Source organism: Ensifer sp. LBL (assembly GCF_050435225.1).
In the GTDB taxonomy this organism is placed as follows: domain Bacteria; phylum Pseudomonadota; class Alphaproteobacteria; order Rhizobiales; family Rhizobiaceae; genus Ensifer.
The window spans coordinates 255,763-276,018 of sequence record NZ_JBNDJY010000007.1 but is presented as its reverse complement, the minus strand read 5'-3'; the positions used below and the strand labels follow the sequence as shown (position 1 = coordinate 276,018).

Below are 20,256 nucleotides of genomic sequence, written 5' to 3'. Positions count from 1 at the left end.
GACTTAACCTTTCCCGAGAAGTCCGGAATAAAGAGAGACGTAACGCTCGGCACTTGTGGCCCAGGAAACGTCCGATTTCATGCCCTGGGTCTGAATTTTCGACCAGACTTTGGGCTCGCTGTATGCACGCAGCACCCGCCGGATCGCAAGCCGCAACCCATCGGCATTGACAGGCGTGAACTGGAAGCCGGTCGCGACCTTGGCCGCAAGCCCGGCCTCGTTGGCGTCGATGATGGTATCGGCAAGCCCGCCGGTGCGGGCGACGACCGGCACGCAGCCGTAGCGTAGGCCATAGAGCTGGGTAAGCCCGCAGGGCTCGAAGCGCGACGGAATGAGGATCGCGTCGGAGCCCGCCTGCATCAGATGCGACAGCGGCTCGTTGTAGCCGGTGAACATGCCGATATGGCCGCGATGGCGGGAGGCGGCGGCGAGCAGCGCACCTTCGAGCGCCGCGTCGCCGGAGCCGAGCACCACGAGCTTTCCGCCCATGGCGACGAGCTCGTCGGCGATCTCGGCGACCAGATCCATGCCCTTCTGCCAGGTGAGCCGGCTGACGACACAGAAGATCGGGCCGCTGCCCTTTTCAAGGCCGAAGCGTTCCTCGAGCGCACGCCGGTTTGCGGCGCGCTGCTTCAGGCTCGTTGCGCTGAAATGCTGGGCGATGTGCGGGTCGGTCTGCGGATCCCAGACATCGGCGTCGATGCCGTTGACGATGCCGGAGAGGTCGGCGACGCGGCTCTTCAACAGACCTTCGAGACCCATGCCGAATTCGGGTGTCAGGATTTCCTGGGCATAGGAGGGGCTGACGGTGGTGATGGCGTCGGCGGTCTGCAGGCCGCCCTTCAGAAAGCCGACGTCGCCGTAATATTCGACGAACTGCATCGAGAAGGCTTCAGGGGGAAGGGCAAGCTCCGGGAAGACCGAGGCGCCGAACTGGCCCTGGAAGGCGATGTTGTGGATGGTCATCACCGTCGGCGTTGCAGCTGCCGGGCCGAAATGCATGTAGACCGGCGTCAGCGCGGTCTGCCAGTCATGGGCGTGAACGATATCGGGTTTAAAGCCCGCGACGATATCGCCGCCGGCAATCTCGGCGGCCGCAAGCGAGAGCGCGGCGAAGCGACGGAAATTGTCGGCATAGTCGAGGCCGGTCGCATCGACGTAAGGACCGCCGTCGCGGGCGTAGAGTTCCGGCTGGTCGAGGACCAAAAGGTCGAGCCCGTCGATTTCAGCGGCGAGAACTGTCGCCGGATTGCCGAACAGGTTGTCGAAACTGCCGACCTTCTTTTTCTTCTTCAGCTTCTGCAGCACGGCCGGATAGCCGGGCACCAGGGTGCGGGTCTTGACGCCGTGCGGCAAAAGCGCTGCCGGAAGCGCGCCGACGACATCGGCGAGCCCCCCGGTCTTGATCAGCGGATAGACTTCGGACGCAACGGACAGGACGTTCATGAAGTGCCTACATTCCCAATTTGTCGATCATCGTTTGCGTGATCAGGCAGACGCCGTTTTCCGAGCGCCGGAAACGCTTGGCATCGAGCACCGGATCGTCCCCGACGACGAGGCCCTCCGGGATCACGACACGGCTGTCGATGACCACGTTGCGCAGCGTCGCATGGCGACCGATCTTCACATCGGGAAGAACTACGGCATTCTCCAGACGGGAATATGAATTAACACGCACACCTGTGAACAACAGGCTGCGGTTGAGAGCGGCGCCTGAGATGATGCAGTCGCCGGAGATGAGCGACGAGGTCGCCGAGCCGCGGCGGTTTTCGTCGTCATGCACGAATTTGGCCGGCGGCTTGATCTCGGCGAAGGTCCAGATCGGCCAGGTGCTGTCGTAGATGTCCAGTTCCGGCGTCACATGGGTGAGATCGATATTGGCCTGCCAGTAGGCGTCGATCGTGCCGACGTCGCGCCAGTAGGCCTCGCGCTCGAAATCGGAGCGTACGCAGGACTGGGCAAAGCGATGTGCGACGGCTTTGCCGTTGTCGACGATATAGGGAATGATGTCCTTGCCGAAGTCGCGGCTCGATTTCGGATCGGCGGCGTCGCGGCGCAGAAGATCCATCAGGAACTTCGTGTGGAAGACATAGATGCCCATGGAGGCGAGTGCCATCTCGGGATTGCCGGGAATGCCCGGCGGATCGGCGGGCTTTTCGACGAAGGCGATGATGCGGTCCTTCTCGTCGACATGCATGACGCCGAAGCCGGTCGCTTCCATGCGCGGCACTTCGAGGCAGCCGATGGTGACATCGGCGCCGGAATCGACGTGCTGCTGCAGCATCAGTTCGTAGTCCATCTTGTAGATGTGATCGCCGGCAAGGATCACCATGTATTCGACGCCATGGTCCTCGATGATGTCGATGTTCTGGTAAACGGCGTCGGCCGTGCCTTCGTACCACTGCGTCTCGGAAACGCGCTGGCTGGCGGGCAGGATGTCGAAGCTTTCGTTTCGTTCAGGGCGGAAGAAGTTCCAGCCGCGCTGCAGGTGGCGGATCAGCGAATGCGCCTTGTACTGGGTGGCGACGCCGATGCGGCGGATACCGGAGTTTAGCGCGTTCGACAGCGCGAAGTCGATGATACGGGCCTTGCCGCCGAAATAGACCGCCGGCTTCGCCCGTCGGTCGGTCAGTTCCTTCAGGCGACTGCCGCGACCGCCGGCGAGAACATAGGCCATGGCATCACGTGCCAGAGGTTGCGTACGCTTTTCCACCATTTGTCCTCCCCATTCATTGACCTCAAGGGGTCGTCACGGCGGCCTTCTGCGACGCCTTGCGGCCCTCGATTTTTGCAGTCTCCCGCCCGCCGCTTCGGCTGGCGGATCGGATAAATTACTCCTGTTCCAGCATCAGTGTCGCCAGCGGCGGCAGGGTGATGTTGGCCATGATCGCTCCCGTACTGTTCTTCTCGGCAAAAACGGCGCCGCCGTTGCCCTTGCCGCTTCCTCCGTAGATTTCCGCGTCGGAGTTGAGGATCTCCTTCCAACGACCCTTGACCGGCAGCGGGATGGCGTAGCTTTCCCGGTACACGGGGGTGAAATTGGTGATGACGGCTACGAGCTTTTCGCCGGGCGCCTTGCGCAGCCAGGCAAAGATGGAGTTGTCGCGATCGTCGGCCAGCAGCCACTCGAAACCTTCGCCCTCGCAGTCCCGCGCATGAAGGGCGGGCTTGGCCCGGTAGGTGCCGTTGAGGTCACGCACCAGCCGCCGCATGCCTTCGTGCAGGTGGTATTCGAGCAGGTTCCAGTCGAGCGCGCGGTCTTCGGACCATTCGCGCCATTGAGCGAACTCCTGGCCCATGAACAGCAGCTTCTTGCCCGGATAACCCCACATGAAGGCGTAGTAGGCGCGGAGATTGGCGAACTTCTGCCAGTCGTCGCCGGCCATCTTGGCGATCAGCGAACCCTTGCCGTGCACGACCTCGTCATGGGAGAGCGGCAGCACGAAGTTCTCGCTGAAGGCGTAGAGCAGGCCGAAGGTCAGGTCGTTGTGGTGGAACTTGCGGTGCACCGGCTCGCGCGACAGATACTGCAGCGTGTCGTGCATGAAGCCCATGTTCCACTTGAAGCCGAAGCCGAGGCCGCCGGCGTGAACGGGATGCGACACCTTCGGCCAGGAGGTCGATTCCTCGGCGATCGTCAGGATGCCGCCATGCAGGCCGTAGATCTGGGTGTTCATCGTCTGCAGGAAGCGGACCGCTTCGAGGTTCTCGTTGCCGCCATACTCGTTCGGCACCCACTCGCCATGTTTGCGCGAGTAGTCGAGGTAGAGCATCGAGGCGACCGCATCGACGCGCAGTCCGTCGACGTGGAATTTTTCCGCCCAATAGAGCGCGTTGTTGACGAGGAACGACAACACTTCCTGACGGCCGAAATTGTAGATCGCCGTGTTCCAGTCGGGATGAAAGCCCTGGCGCGGGTCTTCGTGTTCGTAGAGCGCGGTGCCGTCGAACCAGCGAAGGCCGTGCTCGTCGGTGGGGAAATGCGCGGGCACCCAGTCGAGGATGACGCCGAGGCCGACCTTGTGGCAGCCATTGACGAAACGGGCAAAACCTTCAGGCTCGCCGAAGCGGGCGGTCGGCGCATAGAGGCCGGTCGTCTGGTAGCCCCAGGACGGATCGAAGGGAAATTCCGAGATCGGCAGGAACTCGATATGGGTGAAGCCCATGTCGACGCAGTAGGGGATCAGCCGGTCGGCAAGTTCATCCCAGGAGAGCATGTCGCCATTGTCGCGGCGTTGCCAGGAGCCGGCATGGACCTCGTAGATCGAGATCGGCTGGCGCCTCGCGTCGGCAGACGCCCAATGCTTGCGGTGCGCCTCGTCGTCCCACACCTGCGCGATTTCCGGCGTGGTGACGGAGGCGGTGTTGGGGCGGAGCTCGGAGCGCCGGGCAAAAGGATCGGCCTTCAGCGGCAGTAACGTGCCGTTGCGGTCGAGGATCTCGTATTTATAGGCAAGTCCGCCTTCGACGTCGGGAATGAAGATCTCCCAGATGCCGGTATCGGCGCGCAGCCGCATGACGTGCCGCCGGCCGTCCCAGTCGTTGAACTGGCCGACCACCGAAACGCGCTTGGCGTTCGGCGCCCAGACGGCGAAGTGATAGCCATGCGCGCCGTCATGCTCGATCGCATGGGCGCCCATCTTGTCGAACAGCCGGAGATGCGAGCCCTCGCGAATGTAGTAATCGTCCATCGGCCCGAGCACCGGGCCGAAGCTATAGGGATCGACCACCACCCATTCGCCGCCTTGATTGCGGGCGCGGTAGCGCACAGGCTGCGGCTTTTTCAGGGAGACAGGTCCCTCGAAGAAACCGGCATCGTCGCGCCGTTCGAGTGCGCCCAGTTCCTTGCCGGCGAGCGCTTCTACGGTCACCGTCTCGGCATCGGGGATGAAGCAGCGGGCAAGGATGGCCTTGCCGGCGGGGTGCACGCCGAGAACCGCGAAGGGGTCCTCATGCGTGCCCGAGAGGATGGCCGCGATATCCGGCGCTGACAGCAGACCTGAAGTTGCGGGTTCCGGGTCCTTGCCGGCCGAAGACGTCATCCGGCTCTCCAGATTTCCCCGGCATATTGCCGGATGGTGCGGTCGGACGAGAACCAGCCCATCCGTGCCGTGTTGCGGATTGCCTGTGCTTGCCAGTCGGACGGCGTCGTCCAGAGCTGGTCGAGCTCGCGCTGTGCCTTGGCGTAAGCTTCGAAATCGGCAGCGACCATGAACCAGTCGTGATTGTAGATGCCCTCGATGAGGCCGGCGAAGCGGTTGCGGTCGTCGGGCGAGAAGACACCGGAGGCAATCGCCTGCAACGCCTGCGACAGCTCGCGCGAGCCTTCGATGATGGCGCGCGGATTGTGCCCTTCCGCTCGTGCGCGCGTCACCTCTTCCGCGGTCATGCCGAAGATCTTGATGTTTTCCTCGCCGATCCAGTCGCGCATCTCGACATTGGCGCCGTCGAGCGTGCCGATCGTCAAGGCGCCGTTCAGAGCGAACTTCATGTTGCCGGTGCCCGACGCTTCCATGCCGGCCGTCGAGATCTGCTCGGACAGGTCGGCAGCCGGAACCATGATCTCGGCCAGCGAGACGTTGTAGTTCGGCACGAAGACGATCTTCAGCAGCCCGCGCACGGCCGGGTCGTTGTTGACGACACGGGCGACGTCGTTGGCGAGTTTGATGATCAGCTTGGCGTTGTGATAGCTCGGCGCCGCCTTGCCGGCGAAAAGCTTGACGCGCGGGACCCAGTCGAGCTCCGGATGCGAGCGGATCTGGTCGTAGAGCGCCACCGCCTCGATGATGTTCAAGAGTTGGCGCTTGTATTCGTGGATGCGCTTGATCTGGATGTCGAACATCGCCGACGGATCGAGCCTGATGCCGAGGCGGCTCTGCACCAGCTGGGCGAGGCGCACCTTGTTGGCGCGCTTGACCGCGGCGAAATGCTCCTGGAAATCCGCCTTGTCGGCGAACGCGTCGAGCGCCTGCAGCGCTTCAGTATTGTCCATGAACTCGTCGCCGATCGCTTCGCGGATCAGTCCGAAGAGACCGGGATTGCACTGCATCAGCCAGCGGCGCGGGGTAATGCCGTTGGTCTTGTTGTTGATGCGATCGGGATAGAGCTTGTGCAGGTCGGCAAACACCGTTTCCTTCATCAGCTCCGTGTGCAGCGCCGAAACGCCGTTGATCGAGTGCGAGCCGACGAAGGCGAGGTTGCCCATGCGCACCCGCCGTTCGCCGCTTTCGTCGATCAGCGAGATGTTGCGGATCTCGTCGTCCGTCGCGCCCTTCTGGCGGCGGGCCTCGATCAGGATCTTGGCGTTGATCGCATAGACGATCTGCATGTGGCGCGGCAAAAGCCGCTCGATCAGCGGCACCGGCCAGCTTTCGAGCGCTTCGGGCAAAAGCGTGTGGTTGGTGTAGGAGATGGTGCGGCGGGTGATGTCCCAGGCCTGCTCAAAGTCGAGGCCGTGCAGGTCGGTCAAGAGCCGCACCAGTTCGGCAATGGAAATCGCCGGGTGCGTGTCGTTCAATTGAATGGCGACGGCGTCGGGCAGCGAGGTGAAATCCGGATATTGCTGCAGGTGACGGCGCAAAATGTCCTGCAACGAGGCCGAGGAGAAGAAGTATTCCTGGCGCAGCCGCAGCTCCTGGCCGGCGGGCGTGGCGTCGGCGGGATAGAGAACGCGGGTCAGGCTTTCCGCCTTGTTGCTTTCGCGCAGCGCGCCGATGTGGTCGCCGGCGTTGAAGGCGGCAAGCAGGATCGGATCGATCGGCTGCGCGGTCCAGAGACGAAGCGTGTTCACGCGTTTTGCCCGCCAGCCGACGGCCGGGGTGTCGAAGGCGGTGGCGATGACACGCTCGGCCGGTTTCCAGACGAAACGCTGGATTTCCTCGTCGATATTGGCGGTTTCGACGACCCCGCCGAAGCCGATTTCGTAGGAGCTTTCGCGCCGTTCGAATTCCCACGGATTGCCGTGGGCAAGCCAGGTTTCCGGCAGTTCCACCTGCCAGCCGTCGGCCATCTGCTGGCGGAAGAGGCCATGCATGTAGCGGATGCCATAGCCATACGCCGGCACGTCGACGGTCGCCATCGATTCCATGAAGCAGGCGGCCAGTCGTCCGAGACCGCCATTGCCAAGCGCTGCGTCCGGCTCGAGCTGGGCGACGACGTCGATATCGACACCGAGGGAGGCGAGCGCATCGCGCATCTCGTCCATCAGGCCGATATTGGTCATCGCATCGCGCATCAGCCGGCCGATGAGAAACTCAAGCGAGAGGTAGTAGACGCGCTTTGCACCGGTTGAATAGGTCTTGCGGGTGGAATCCATCCACTTGTCGGTGATGCGGTCGCGCGCAACAAGGATCGCCGCGGTCAGCCAGTCATGGGGCTTTGCGACCTTCGGGTCCTTGCCGATGCGGTACTTCAGACGTTCGAGGATTTCGACGGCGAGCTGGCTAGGTTCAGACGACCTTGGGGCGGGCTGCGGCACGTCGTTGGTGGAGAGCCTGTTCATCATGAAACTGTCTTTACCCTTTTGCGTTGGGAGGTCGCAGGCCGGACCCGACCGGGGATAAAGGCAATTTATGCATCGATCCGAAGCGCTTGCAACAGATGTTTTTAAATGGATTAGACGTGTCTCAAACGGTGGAGAAAGCGTCCCGCCGAAATGCAAAATGCCGCCCGGAGCAACCGGGCGGCATCGTCAGCGATGTGGTCTGTCTTACCGCGTCAGGCGTGCCATCTTGCCCGAGGTCGTGGCGCCGATTTCGCCGAAAACCTTGACCAGAGCAGCGGCATCTTCCGGCGACTTGTAGTCGGCGGTGCTGCTGGCGCATCGGCTGAGCACCGATTTTCCCTGGATCGGCGCCATGAAGGCGATCGTGAAGACGCGAATGCCGGCGTCCTTGGCATCCTGGCACGCCTTGAGCGTTGCGGTGTCGGATTTGGAATCCTGGGCCGTGTAATTGTCGAGTTCCGGTTCCGGCTTTGGCGCCGCCGGGATGGTCAACGCCTTTCCTTCGAAATGTGTGTTCGCCCCATCGGTCATGAAGACGATGTACTTTTTCGGTGTCAGGCCGTTGGAAGCCGTGTGCGCGTCGTTCTCGCTCTTGAGCTTCAGATCCGCGACGGCCTTGGCGAAGGCGCCGCTCGAATCCGTGCCGCCGTTCGCTTCCAGGTTCTTGACGTAGGTGCCGGCCTTCGTCGTGCCCCAGGCCAGTTTTTCTTCCGCGAAGATGGAGCTGCTATAGGAAACGGCGCCGACACGAACATACTTCTTATCGGGGTCCATCTCGGTCAGTGGCTTCAGCAGCGTCTCAACCGCGGATTTCAAGGTCGTGATCTTGTCGATCATGCACGGGGTGGACGCCTTGACGTTGCTTTTGCCCCAATTGTCCGAGTTCCAGTTGACGCAGCTGGTGGTCGGCTTCTTTTCCACGTTCGTCGCGAACGCCATCGAGCCCGAGCGGTCGAGCACGAGATACATCGACATGGCGTTCTTGGTTTCCGTCGCGCTCTCGGCGATGGCCACCGTTTCCAGATTGACGGACTTCTGTCCGAGCAATCGCGTCATGGGGTTGAGCTGAATGGTCTGCTTGTTGACGATCGTGACCTTGAAGGCCTTGTCGCTCTTGCCGACCGGCGTGGTAACGATGTCGACCGTCGGCTGAACCTGGGTCTCCGTCGGATCGGTCACGCCGCCCGCCGAGGCTGTACCCATGCCCGGGTCGTTGCCGCCGGGCACATCCGTCGAACTTGCGGCCGACTGCGCCTTCAGGAAGTTCAAGGCGATTTCCTTGGCCTTCTCGGGCGTCAGTCCATCCTTGCTGGCAACCAATGCCGACGCAGCCGCAAGAGCCGCCGCATCGGCCGCATCCTGCATCTGGTTCTTCGTCGTCATCATGGTGGCCAGATCGACGGCGACGCCGCCGGCTGCCAAGACCAATGGCGCCGCGAGTGCAGCCATCACACCAAAATTGCCACCCCGGTCCTTGAGCATGGCTACGAAGGACCGGCCTACCGTGTATCGTCTTCCCATCTTTGCACACCCCAAAGGAACACGTTGCAAGCTTGGGGGCATCAATAGCGGCGATGGCTTACGATATCGTTCCGGCAATGCGCGCAATTTTAATGGATCGCCGGAAAACCAGTTGTTGTAAGGGGTTTTGCGGCACCCGATCTGTCCTGAAGCGGGAACTGGGCTGTGCCAAATCGGGTCACGGTACCGGAATGACGTCGACCGCCTGTTTCGTCGTCTGGCTGCCGTAGCTTTTCAGGACCCCGATGACGGGCGCGACATCGCCATAGTCGCGGCCATGGCCGACGACGATATGGTCGGTTCCAGCCGGAATATTGTTGGTCGGATCGAGTTCGAGCCACCCACCGGTTGTGCCGCACCAGACGCGCACCCAGGCATGCATGGCATCGGCCCCTTCGAGGCGTTCCTTGCCGGGCGGAGGGATTGTCCTTAAGAATCCACTAACATATCCCGCAGGGATGCCGAGGCTTCTGAGCGCCACGATCATCACATGGGCGAAGTCCTGGCAGACGCCGCGCTTGAGCTTGAACGCTTCTGCCGGCGTCGTGTTCACCGTCGTTGCTTCACCGTCATAAGTGAAGTCGCGATGGATGCGGTCGCACAGTGCGACGGCGATCTGGCGCACGGTCATCCCGTCGGTGACAGTGTCACACGCATAGGCGGCGATTTCGGCGGCCCCGGGCAAGAGCGGGCTCGGGCCGGCGAAGTGGTGCGGCGCTTCGGCATCGACCGACCAGCAGGCGGCAAGCTCTGCCGGCAGGCCGGCGAGATCGGGGGAGAAGTCTGCGGTCAGGGCCTGGGCCTCCACCTGCACGCGCGCCTGCATGCGGATCGTCAGGTCGGCATGCGAATTGCGAAAGAGGATCGACGTGAACGGGTTGGCGAAGAAGTCGATGCTCTCGGTGCGCTCGGCCGGCATGGGATGGCAGCTGAGCGAGCCGACGACGAGACGCTGGCGGCCCGGCAGCGTCGCCGGCAGCACGCGCACGAGGTGGCGGCCGCCGGACACCGGCACTTCGTAGTCATAGGTGATCTTCAGGCTGATGTCGTAGAGCATGGCTAGCCGAGATAGGTGCGTGCGAGCAGATCGGACAGGCTTTCGAGATCCCGCTCCAACCGATTGTAGACGCCGAGGTTCATGGCTTCCGGTGTCATCACCGCCAGGCCCGAATGCAGCCGCATCGCCTCGCGGTAGAAGGGAGACATCTGTCCGTTGACGAAGGCGTTCGGCAAGAGCTCGACCTCGGTCTTGATCTCGTTCAACTGGTAAAGCACCGAGCGCGGATTGAGCGGGTCGAGCGCCAGGAGGTCGGTGACGGTCAACGCGGCGGTGCTGACATTGTAGCGCCGGCGGTGGGTCATCACGCTGTCGCCGATTTCGAGCAGCATGTCGTAGGCGCCGTCGGGTGCGTCCGGCCCCGACATGTGGCCGAGCAGCCGCGTCATGTGCAGGCCGCGCTCGATGTAGCGGCCGATCGAAAGAAAGCGCCAGCCGGTGAAGCGGTACATGTTTTCATGCACGAGACCGGCAAAGCCGGCGAGCTTGCGCAGGAGCACGGTGATCGCCCGCGTCGCGTCGTCGCCGGCCTGCACCGTCGCGTGGAACTTGCGCGCCGTCTGCGACAGGTCGTTCAGCGCCAGCCAGCCGTCCGGAGAGAAACGGTCGCGGATGTTGCCGGCGCTGAAAAGGGCGCTGGAGATATTGGCAAGCAGGCTGTCGGGCACCGGCTGGCGGGCATCGATGTCGAGAGCGGCGAGATAGTCGCCGACATCCTTCAGGAGCGGCAGGTCCGGATCGGCGGTTTCGGCAAAGCGGCCGTGCCAGGCGCGCAGGATGCGAAGCGCCCCTTCCGCACGCTCGATGTAGCGGCCGAGCCAGAAGAGATTGTCGGCCGCCCGGCTCGGCAAGCTGCCCGGCATGTTGCGGGTGAAGCTCTCCTCGGCCGGAAGCAGCGTCGTGCGCTCGACCGGCCGGTCGCTGACGATCCAGACGTCGGCGGCGGTGCCGCCCGCCTGCATCGCGATCGCAGCGACATCGTCACCGGAGCCGATGCGGGCAAAGCCGCCCGGCATGATCTGCCAGCCGTCGCGGGTGCGCGCCGCAAACACGCGCAGGCTCATCGGCCGTGGCGTCAGCCGCCCGCGCACCCAGGCGGGGGTGGTCGAGAGCGTGACCACTTCCTGGCCTACGAGCTTGCCGCCCTCGGCGCAAAGCCAGTCTGCGATCGAGGCCCGGGCCTTCTCATCGAGTGTGCGGCCGAGCACCGACTGGCCGTTGTCGTCGAAGAAGGGGCGGGTCTGGTAGGCGGGGCCGATGACCATGCGGTCGAGGTTGGCGGCGACCTGTTCGCGTTCCGCGCTTTGGCCGCACCACCAGGTGGCGATCGAAGGCAGCTTCTGTTCCTCACCCAGCAGATGGCGGCAGATCGCTGGCGTGAAGGCGAGGAAGGCACGGGTTTCGACGATGCCGGTGCCGAGCGCGTTGACGATCGAGACCGATCCGGCGCGAAGCGCCTCGACGATGCCGGGCGTGCCGATATGGGAGGACTGATTGAGTTCGAGCGGATCGGCAAATGCGGCGTCGAGACGACGCCAGAGCACGCCGATGGGCTTGAGACCGGCGACGGTGCGCACCATCACCCGGCCGCCGACCACGGTCAGATCCTCGCCTTCAAGCAGCATGAAGCCGAGATAGCGGGCGATATAGGCATGTTCGAAATAGGTCTCGTTGGCGATCCCCGGCGAAAGAACGGCGATGCGGTCGTCCGGATGTAGCCGGCGGCTCTGCAGCGTGTCGCGGAACTCGCCGAAAAACCCGGCCAGTCGGTGGACGTGGCTTTCCGCATAGAGATTGGAGAAGGCGCGCGTGGTCGCGACTCGGTTTTCCAGGGCGAAGCCGGCGCCCGAGGGCGCCTCGGTGCGATCGGACAGGACCCACCAGTTTCCGTCGGGGCCGCGGCCGATCTCGAAGGAGACGAAATGCAGGAAGTGGCCGTCGGCCGGCTTTACGCCGAAAAGCGGGCGCAGAAACTCCGGATTGGAGGCAACGAGCGCCGGCGGCAGCAGCCCTTCGCGCACCAGCCGGTTCTCGCCATAGATGTCGGCGACGACCTTTTCCAGGAGCTCGGCGCGCTGCACGAGGCCCTGTGAGACGTGCGCCCATTCCTTTTCGTCGATCAGAACCGGAATGTGCGACAGCGGCCAGCTGCGCTCGGAACTCTCCTTGGCGCCATAGACGCGATAGAACACCCCGGCATCGCGCAGATAGCGGTCGGCGCGGGCGAAGCGGTTGGCAAGCTCGGTCTCGTCGAGCCGCCCAAGGGTCGCGAGCAGCCGCTGCCAGACCGGGCGGACATTGCCTTCCTGGTCGAGCATTTCGTCGGCAATGCCCGGTAGGGCCCGATAGCCGAAGACCGGATCGTCGTCGGTGCCCGGATGGCTTGCGGCGGCTGTCTGCTTCTTCGGCATTTACGCTCCTGGCGGACGCCTGAGATCAAGCGTCATCGGGAATTCCATCGACGGGCTTTCGGGGCGCAGCGGGTAGCCTCCCGGCGTATGGCCCCAAGGCTCGAACCGCGACAGGCGCCGCGCCTCCGCCTCGTTGCCGTTGACCGGAAACGTGTCGTAGTTGCGCCCACCCGGGTGGGCGACATGGTAGATGCAACCGCCGATCGCCCGATTCGACCATGTATCATAGATATCGAATGTAAGGGGAGTGTTGACCGGCAGCACCGGGTGCAGCCCGGATGCCGGTTGCCACGCCTTGTAGCGCACGCCGGCCACCGCCGCGCCGTTCGGACCGGTGCGGGTGAGCGGCACGGGCCGACCGTTGCAGGCGACCGTGTAACGTTCGGGATTGGCGGTATCGAGCTTGACCTGAAGGCGCTCGATCGAGCTGTCGACATAGCGCACGGTGCCGCCGATTGCGCCCTGTTCGCCCATCACGTGCCAGGGTTCCAGCGCCTGGCGGATTTCGAGCTTTGCCCCCTCGTATTCGACCTCGCCGCAGAAGGGGAAGCGGAACTCGAGCTGGGCCTCGAACCATTCCGGCTTCAGATCGAAGCCATGGGTTCTGAGGTCGGCGAGCACTTCGAGAAAATCCTGCCAGACGTGATGCGGCAGCATGAAACGGTCGTGCAGTGCCGTGCCCCAGCGCACGAAGCGGCCACCAACGGGGTGTTTCCAGAAGCGGGCGATGAGGGCGCGCACCAGCAATTGCTGGGCTAGCGACATGCGGGCGTTGGGCGGCATCTCGAAGCCGCGAAACTCGACGAGGCCGAGACGGCCGGTCGGGCCATCGGGCGAGAACAGCTTGTCGATGCAGATTTCCGCGCGATGGGTGTTGCCGGTGACGTCGACGAGCAGGTTGCGGAACAGCCGGTCGACGAGCCAGGGCAGGGGCGGCGGCGTTGCAGAGCCGGGCATCGGCACCTGCGCCAGCGCGATTTCGAGCTCATAGAGCTGGTCGTGGCGGGCCTCGTCGATGCGCGGGGCCTGCGACGTCGGGCCGATGAAGAGGCCGGAAAACAGGTAGGAGAGCGAGGGATGCCGCTGCCAGTGAAGCACCATGCTCTTCAGGAGATCCGGGCGGCGCAGGAACGGGCTGTCATTGGGATTGGCGCCGCCGACGACCACGTGGTTGCCGCCGCCGGTGCCGGTGTGGCGGCCGTCGATCATGAACTTGTCGGCGCCGAGCCGGCTCTGGCGCGCCTCCTCGTAGATCGCGGTCGTGATATCGACGCAGTCGCGCCAATGGGCGGCCGGGTGGATGTTGACCTCGATCACGCCGGGATCGGGTGCGACGCGGATGACGTTGATGCGCTCGTCCTGGGGCGGGGCATAGCCCTCGATATGCACCGGCAGGCCAATGGCGGCAGCGGCCCGTTCCGCAGACGCGATCAAGTCGAGATACTCCTCGATGCTTGCCGTCGGCGGCATGAAAACGCAGAGCCTGCCGTCGCGGGGCTCGACGCTGATGGCGGTACGCACCAGGCCGGCGATTTCGTCCCGCGCGACCGGCAGCGGTGTTTCCGGCGCTTCCAAGGGTTGGAAGCGTGCCTGTTGCGGCCGGCTGATCTCCTCGGAGAAATCCGGCAGGTCGTCGCGCGGCAAGGTCGGGTCGAGCGGGTGGATATAGGGAAACTGAGAGGGCGCGATATAGGGCAGAGTGCCGAGCGGCAGGCGATAGCCGACCGGGCTGTCGCCCGGCACGAGGAAGAGCCGACCGCGGCGAGTGCTCCACTTCTCGCTCATCCATTGTCGTCCGGAGGCCTGGGCGTTCCAGGCCTGGACCGGCAGAACGTAGCCGGTCGGCGTCGTCAGCCCGCGCTCGAAGACACGCGCCATGCGGCTGCGTTCCTCCGGGTCCTTGAGCTTCGAGTTGGCGGGATCGACATTGTCCGGGAGGTTCGCCTCCTTCAAGAGCCATTCGGCCGGATCCTCGAAGGCGGGCACCACCATCTCGGCCGCGACGTTGAGTTCGCCGGCGATCGCGTGCAGCAGGCGTTCGGCATCCTTTTCGGTCACGTCGTGCCGGCCGGCTTCCTCGGCGATGAGATCGGGCCGGCGCCAGATCGGCACGCCGTCCTTGCGCCAGTAGAGCGAGAAGGTCCAGCGCGGCAGGCTTTCGCCGGGATACCACTTGCCCTGGCCGTAATGCAGGAACCCGCCGGGGGCGAAACGCTCGCGCAGCCGACGGATGAGATCGTCCGCCTTCTCGCGCTTGGTCGGGCCGACAGCGGCGGTGTTCCATTCTTCCGCCTCGAAATCGTCGATCGAGACGAAGGTCGGTTCGCCGCCCATCGTCAAGCGGACGTCGTTTTCCTGCAGCAACCGGTCGACCCTTTCGCCAAGTGCGTTCAGCGACTCCCAACTCTCGTCGGAGAACGGCTTGGTGATGCGCGGATGCTCGGCGACACGCTTTACCTTCATGTCGAAGGCGAAGTCGGTTCGGGTCTCGGGATCGCCGAAGAAGCCGCCGGAGATCGGCGCGGCGTTTCGATAGTGCGGCGTTGCGGCAAGCGGAATGTGGCTTTCGCCGGTCAGGAGGCCTGAGGTCGGGTCGAGCCCGACCCAGCCGGCGCCGGGCAGATAGACTTCGGCCCAGGCGTGCAGGTCGGTGAAGTCGTGGTCGGTGCCGGAGGGGCCGTCGAGGGCTTTCAGATCGGGTGTCAGCTGAATGAGATAGCCGGAGACGAAGCGGGCAGCGAAGCCGAGATTGCGCAGGATCTGCACGAGCAACCAGCTGGAATCGCGGCACGATCCTCTTGCCGATGTCAGCGTCTGCTCCGGGTCCTGCACGCCCGGCTCCATGCGGATGACATAGCCGATTTCCTGCTGCAGGCGCGCGTTGAGCCCGACGACCATGTCGATGGTGCGCTGGCGGGAACGGTCGACCGTTGCCATGAAGGCGGAGAGCGCCGGGCCGAGCGGCTCCGGCGTCATGTAGATCCTCAGATCGTCGCTGAGATCTTCGGGGTAGGGGAAGGGCCAATGCTCGGCCTCTTCCTCGACGAAGAAGTCGAAGGGGTTGTAGACCGTCATGTCGGCGACGAGATCGACTTCGATCTTCAGCTCGCTCACCGGATCGGGAAAGACGAAGCGGGCGAGGTAGTTGCCGTAGGGGTCCTGCTGCAGGTTGACGAAATGGTTGCCGGGCGAGACCTTCAGCGAGTGGCTGATCACTTTTGTCTTGGAGTGAGCGGCGGGCTTCAGCCGGATGATCTGCGGCGACAGCCTGACGGGACGGTCATAGGTGTAGTGGGTCAGGTGATAGATACTGGCCTTGATAGACATGCCGGATTTGATCCCCTTCGTGGAAGGTCTGGTGCCCCCATCGCCACGAAGTTTGTGCAATGCAAATCGAGAATGCAAGCGCGAAAGCGTGCCTGGAAAATCGAGGCAGCGCAGTGCTTTCGCACGCCAGTGCGGGGCGTGCGAAAGCGGTTGCCTGACGATCAGACGATCGGCGGATTGATCCGCGCGAAACCCTCCTGGCGGTAGTAGGGGAAGTAGGGGTAGGCCGGAGTCGTATTGCTCGCCGCGTCGAGCCGGGCAATCTGTTCCCGCGACAACGACCAGCCGACGGCGCCGAGGTTCTGGCGAAGCTGCTCCTCGTTGCGGGCGCCGATGATGACGCTCGAGACCGTCGGGCGCTGCAGCAGCCAGTTGATGGCGATCTGTGGGATCGTCCTGCCGGTTTCCTCCGCCAGTTGATCGAGCACGTCGACGACATCGTAGAGCTTTTCGTCATCGACCGGCGGGCCGAAGGCGGCTGTGTCATGCAGGCGGCTGCCTTCCGGCCACGGCTGCCCACGCCGGATCTTACCGGTCAGGCGCCCCCATCCGAGCGGGCTCCAGACCAGCGCGCCGACGCCCTGGTCGGCACCAAGCGGCATCAGTTCCCACTCGTAGTCGCGTCCGACAAGCGAATAGTAGACCTGGTGGGCGACGTGGCGCACGAGGCCGTGCTTCTCCGACGCCGCCAGCGATTTCATCAATTGCCAGCCCGCGAAGTTTGAGGCGCCGACGTAGCGCAGCTTGCCGGCAGTGACGAGACCGTCGAGTGTCGAAAGCACCTCCTCGACCGGCGTTCCCGCGTCGAAGACGTGCAGTTGCAAAAGGTCGATATAGTCGGTGCCGAGCCGCTTCAAGGCATCGTCGACGCCCTTGACGAGGCGCGTGCGCGACGTGCCGGCGTCGTTCGGTCCATCGCCCATTGGCAATGCCATCTTGGTGGAGAGCAGCACGGCATCGCGCCGGCCCTTGATGGCTGCACCAAGCACGCTCTCGGACGCGCCGTCGGAATAGACGTCGGCGGTGTCGAAGAGGTTGACGCCGGCCTCGAGCGAGATGTCGATCAGCCGCCTGGCTTCCGAAGCGTCGCTGTTGCCCCAGGCGCTAAAGAGCGGCCCCTTGCCGCCGAACGTGCCGGCACCAAAGCTCAAGGCAGGCACTTTCAGTCCCGATGATCCAAGCCGTCTGTATTCCATGTCGTCAAACTCCTCGATGGTTGGCCTTTGCGAGACCGGATGTCCGCTCGCCCACGAGGAGAAGGTGGTGTCGTTGCTATTTGCGATGTAGACATGATGAAAGAACATCATTTGTGAGTTGAAGTCACATGTCGCGCTTGTCGATCAATCGTTCGGGGGAGATGGCGGTTTTCGCCAAGGCGGTGGAACTTGGCGGTTTTTCGGCCGCCGCAAAGGTCTGCTGTATGACCCCCTCGGCCGTCAGCAAGCTCGTGCAGCGGCTTGAAGAAAGGCTCGGCGTCCGGCTCGTCAACCGCTCGACGCGGCGGTTGCAACTGACGGCGGAGGGCTGCGCCTTCTACGAGCGGGCGGTGCGCATCCTTGCCGATATCGACGAGGCGGAGCGCGAGGCGGGTTCAGGCGAGACGCCGGAGGGTCGCGTGCGTCTGAACGTCAGCGCTTCCTATGCGGTGCATGTGCTGATGCCGGTGCTGCCGGAGTTTCTCTCGGCCTTTCCGTCGGTCTCGCTCGATATTCTGCAGACCGACGCCGTGGTCGACCTGATGGCGGAGCGGGCCGACATTGCCGTGCGCGCCGGTCCGCTGAAGTCTTCAAGCCTGATCGCCCGCAAGCTCGGCAGCACGTCGATGACGATCGTCGGCGCGCCGTCCTATCTTCAACGGTTCGGCACGCCCGAGCGTGTTGAGGATCTCGAAGCGATGAACAGGCTGAGCCATAGCTACGCCCGTTCGATCGATGGCTGGCCACTCCTGTCGAACGGGGAGCCGATCACGCTGGCACCGACGGAGCAGGTCCGCGTGAGTGACGGCGAGGGTTTGCGCCAGCTTGCGCTCGCCGGCGTCGGCCTGGCGCGACTGCCGACGTTTACGGTCAAGGAGGATATCCGTTGCGGCCGGCTGACGGCGGTTGCCGAGCACTTGAACCCGGGCGACATCGAGGCCTTCCATGCGGTGTTCCACGGGCAGGGTGGAGCCCTGCCGGCGCGTGTGCGGGTGGTGCTCGATTTCCTGGCTAAGCGCGCGCGGATTTCATCGCCTTGAACGGCGAGTGCGCGGCTTCGTCCGGCTGGCCGCAGACGCGATTGCGGCCTTCGGACTTGGCGCGATAGAGTTCCGTATCGGCAAGTTCGATCAGGTGCTTCCAGCCACCGTCCGCGCTCCGGCCTTCGGCCACGCCGAAGCTGGCGGTAACATTCAGCTTCTGCCCGTCTGCAAGGACGATCGGTTCGCGTGCGAGGTTGACCCTGATCCTTTCGGCAAGGGCAAGCGCGGATTCGATGCTGTCGCCGGGCGTGATTACAGCGAACTCCTCACCACCGAAACGGGCGACGAGATCGGAATTGCGCACGGAATTGCGGATGATGCGGGCGGTTTCCTGAAGCACGATGTCGCCGATCAGGTGGCCGTGGGTATCGTTGATCTGCTTGAAATGGTCGATATCCATCAGGATCAGACAGGCGTCCTGGTCCTTGCCGTCCGTGTCCTCCGCGCCGCCGATCAGCTCCAGTGCGCGGCGATTGAGCAGGCCGGTCAATTCGTCCGTTTCCGCCTGGCGCTCGAGATGCTGCATCAGCAGGGTGCGCTCGTCGAGGCGCTGGCGCAGGATGTCGATCGCATCGAACAGGCGCCCCATTTCGCCTTCTCCGCCCTTGCCCTGGAGGCGCGGGATCGGTCGGTCGTTGGCGAGCTCGATGATGCTGTGGCGCGCAAGGAGCAGCGGTTCGAAGACCAGCGAGCGGGCGCGGCGCATCAACACCAGGAGCACCAGGAAAAGCGAGAAGGTCGCAAGGCTCGCGACTGCGAGCTTGATCGACGCGCGCGTCTTGTTGGCCGACAGGCGCTCGACGGTCGAATCCATGAAGGCGCGACGCAGATCTTCAAGCGGCTTCATCTTCGGGACGAAAATGTCGGTGAGTTGTTCGGCAGTCAGCGGGTAGTTGCCCGAGCGTTTGCCGACCGCGACGATGTTGTCGATGATCGCAAAACCTTCGCCGAAGAACTCGCGGTCGATCTTGGCGAGATCGCCGATCTTCGCCGGATCGAGGCCGGGAAGCGCGCCCGGCTTGCCGACGATCGCCCAGACCTCCTGCAGCCTGCCGCGTGTGCGTTCGCTGTCGGCCAGGTTCTTGATCGCGAGCGGCTTGCCGACGGCAACGGGCGCCATGACCTGCGAGCCGAGGCGACCACCGTCTTCACGCAGATTGGCGAGCATTTGGGCCGCGAGAGCAATGCCCGCAAGGTTCGGGTCCGTATTGGTCAGGCGCTGAATGTTCCAGTCGATCGCGGGGCGGAGCGCATCGATCACGCCGAACATGGCCTCGATCGACCCTTCGATTTCGGCCAGGTTTCGCTCGTCCGGCGGAAGGGCTGCAATGCGATCGACTTCCGCACGCGCAAGCATCAAGCGACGGTGCACCTCGACCAGGATGGGCGAGAGTGCGCCGGCCGGTTCGGAACGGCTGGCATTGTCTATGTCGGCGGTGATCTCGGCGAGTGCCGCGTCGCTGCGGGTACGAAACTCCGCCAGCCGCGCCTGAACGGTGGACCCGGGCGCTACGCCGAGGCCAAGCATGCCGTTCGACGGACCACGTTCGGCCGAGAGGTAGTTCGCGGCGTCGAGGACGCGGCAAAAGGCCATGACTTCCGTCAGATTGCGGCGCGCGATGACGAAATCGCTGTAGGACGCGGCGATGATTTCGGTCGCAAGAATGCCCGTGCAGGCAACGACAATGGCCACGAGCCATTGGAGCTTGCGCCGCAGGGCCTTGGCCGTGCGTGCTTCCCCGACGCCCATCTGAGGGGACGCATAGCTGCTGCCCTTATTGCTCATCTGCGCGAAGTTGCTCCACTCATGTCGCCGCTCGTCGTCTCGACAGTCACGACAAATTCTTGTCGCCCGACAAGAAACCCATCCGAAATCAGTGTGCTTGTCGCCCCTGTTATCGTATAAGATGTTAAATAAGCTTGAAATACCCTGAAATACTAGGGGCTAATCCGCAACCGAGGGATGCGCCCGGCGCAGGGCAGGCCATGGCTTTGGTGGCCTCGGTGTTCGCTTTCCGGTCCATGATCGTAATAAATCAGGCCCGTTTTCTTGCCGAAAGCGGGCCTGGACTTGGTCTGCCGTGATTTTACTTCTGTAACTCTTCACGGCAACGTGATCTGTGCTGCGGCTGGCGTGCCTCGCGTCCCATCAAACCCTCAGAGGTTGCCGTGGCACTTTGACCTGCTGCGTGTCTTT

The 20,256-nt window shown here is 63.7% G+C and carries 11 protein-coding genes; 1 reads left to right on the top strand and 10 read right to left on the bottom strand.

Annotation, left to right across the window (positions count from 1 at the left end; translation table 11 throughout):
* Positions 1-3 precede the first annotated feature (3 nt).
* The 9 genes from glgA to OKW20_RS26430 form a co-directional block, all read right to left on the bottom strand.
* Complete coding sequence (glgA, locus tag OKW20_RS26470) at positions 4-1,446, bottom strand: glycogen synthase GlgA (RefSeq protein ID WP_429176898.1); 1,443 nt, start codon at positions 1,444-1,446, stop codon at positions 4-6.
* Between the two features lie 7 nt (positions 1,447-1,453).
* On the bottom strand, positions 1,454-2,716 hold the full coding sequence (glgC, locus tag OKW20_RS26465) for a glucose-1-phosphate adenylyltransferase (RefSeq protein ID WP_043610706.1): 1,263 nt from the start codon (positions 2,714-2,716) through the stop codon (positions 1,454-1,456).
* Positions 2,717-2,831: 115 nt separating this feature from the next.
* Complete coding sequence (gene glgB, locus OKW20_RS26460) at positions 2,832-5,042, bottom strand: 1,4-alpha-glucan branching protein GlgB (RefSeq protein WP_429176895.1); 2,211 nt, start codon at positions 5,040-5,042, stop codon at positions 2,832-2,834.
* Positions 5,039-7,504, bottom strand: coding sequence for a glycogen/starch/alpha-glucan phosphorylase (locus OKW20_RS26455; protein ID WP_429176892.1), 2,466 nt, complete (start codon positions 7,502-7,504; stop codon positions 5,039-5,041). Before OKW20_RS26455 ends, glgB begins: the two co-directional genes overlap by 4 nt.
* 204 nt (positions 7,505-7,708) lie before the next feature.
* The gene (locus tag OKW20_RS26450; protein ID WP_429176889.1) at positions 7,709-9,025 is read right to left on the bottom strand and encodes a vWA domain-containing protein; all 1,317 of its coding nucleotides are present in this window, start codon (positions 9,023-9,025) and stop codon (positions 7,709-7,711) included.
* Positions 9,026-9,203: 178 nt separating this feature from the next.
* Positions 9,204-10,082 carry a transglutaminase family protein gene (locus tag OKW20_RS26445; RefSeq protein WP_429176886.1) on the bottom strand — a complete coding sequence of 293 codons (879 nt, stop codon included), beginning with the start codon at positions 10,080-10,082 and terminating at the stop codon, positions 9,204-9,206.
* A 2-nt stretch (positions 10,083-10,084) separates the two neighbouring features.
* Positions 10,085-12,493: a circularly permuted type 2 ATP-grasp protein gene (locus OKW20_RS26440; RefSeq protein ID WP_429176884.1), complete on the bottom strand. Its 2,409-nt coding sequence runs from the start codon at positions 12,491-12,493 to the stop codon at positions 10,085-10,087.
* On the bottom strand, positions 12,494-15,820 hold the full coding sequence (locus OKW20_RS26435) for a DUF2126 domain-containing protein (RefSeq protein ID WP_429176882.1): 3,327 nt from the start codon (positions 15,818-15,820) through the stop codon (positions 12,494-12,496).
* A gap of 161 nt (positions 15,821-15,981) precedes the next feature.
* Positions 15,982-17,016: an aldo/keto reductase gene (locus OKW20_RS26430; RefSeq protein WP_429176881.1), complete on the bottom strand. Its 1,035-nt coding sequence runs from the start codon at positions 17,014-17,016 to the stop codon at positions 15,982-15,984.
* Between the two features lie 128 nt (positions 17,017-17,144).
* On the opposite strand from OKW20_RS26430, the gene OKW20_RS26425 reads away from it, so the two are divergent.
* On the top strand, positions 17,145-18,056 hold the full coding sequence (locus OKW20_RS26425) for a LysR family transcriptional regulator (protein WP_429114723.1): 912 nt from the start codon (positions 17,145-17,147) through the stop codon (positions 18,054-18,056).
* Here OKW20_RS26425 and OKW20_RS26420 read toward each other — a convergent pair.
* Positions 18,028-19,845 (bottom strand): GGDEF domain-containing protein, encoded by a 1,818-nt coding sequence (locus OKW20_RS26420; protein WP_429176879.1) that lies wholly within the window; start codon positions 19,843-19,845, stop codon positions 18,028-18,030. The genes OKW20_RS26425 and OKW20_RS26420 overlap by 29 nt on opposite strands.
* Between the last annotated feature and the right edge of the window lie 411 nt (positions 19,846-20,256).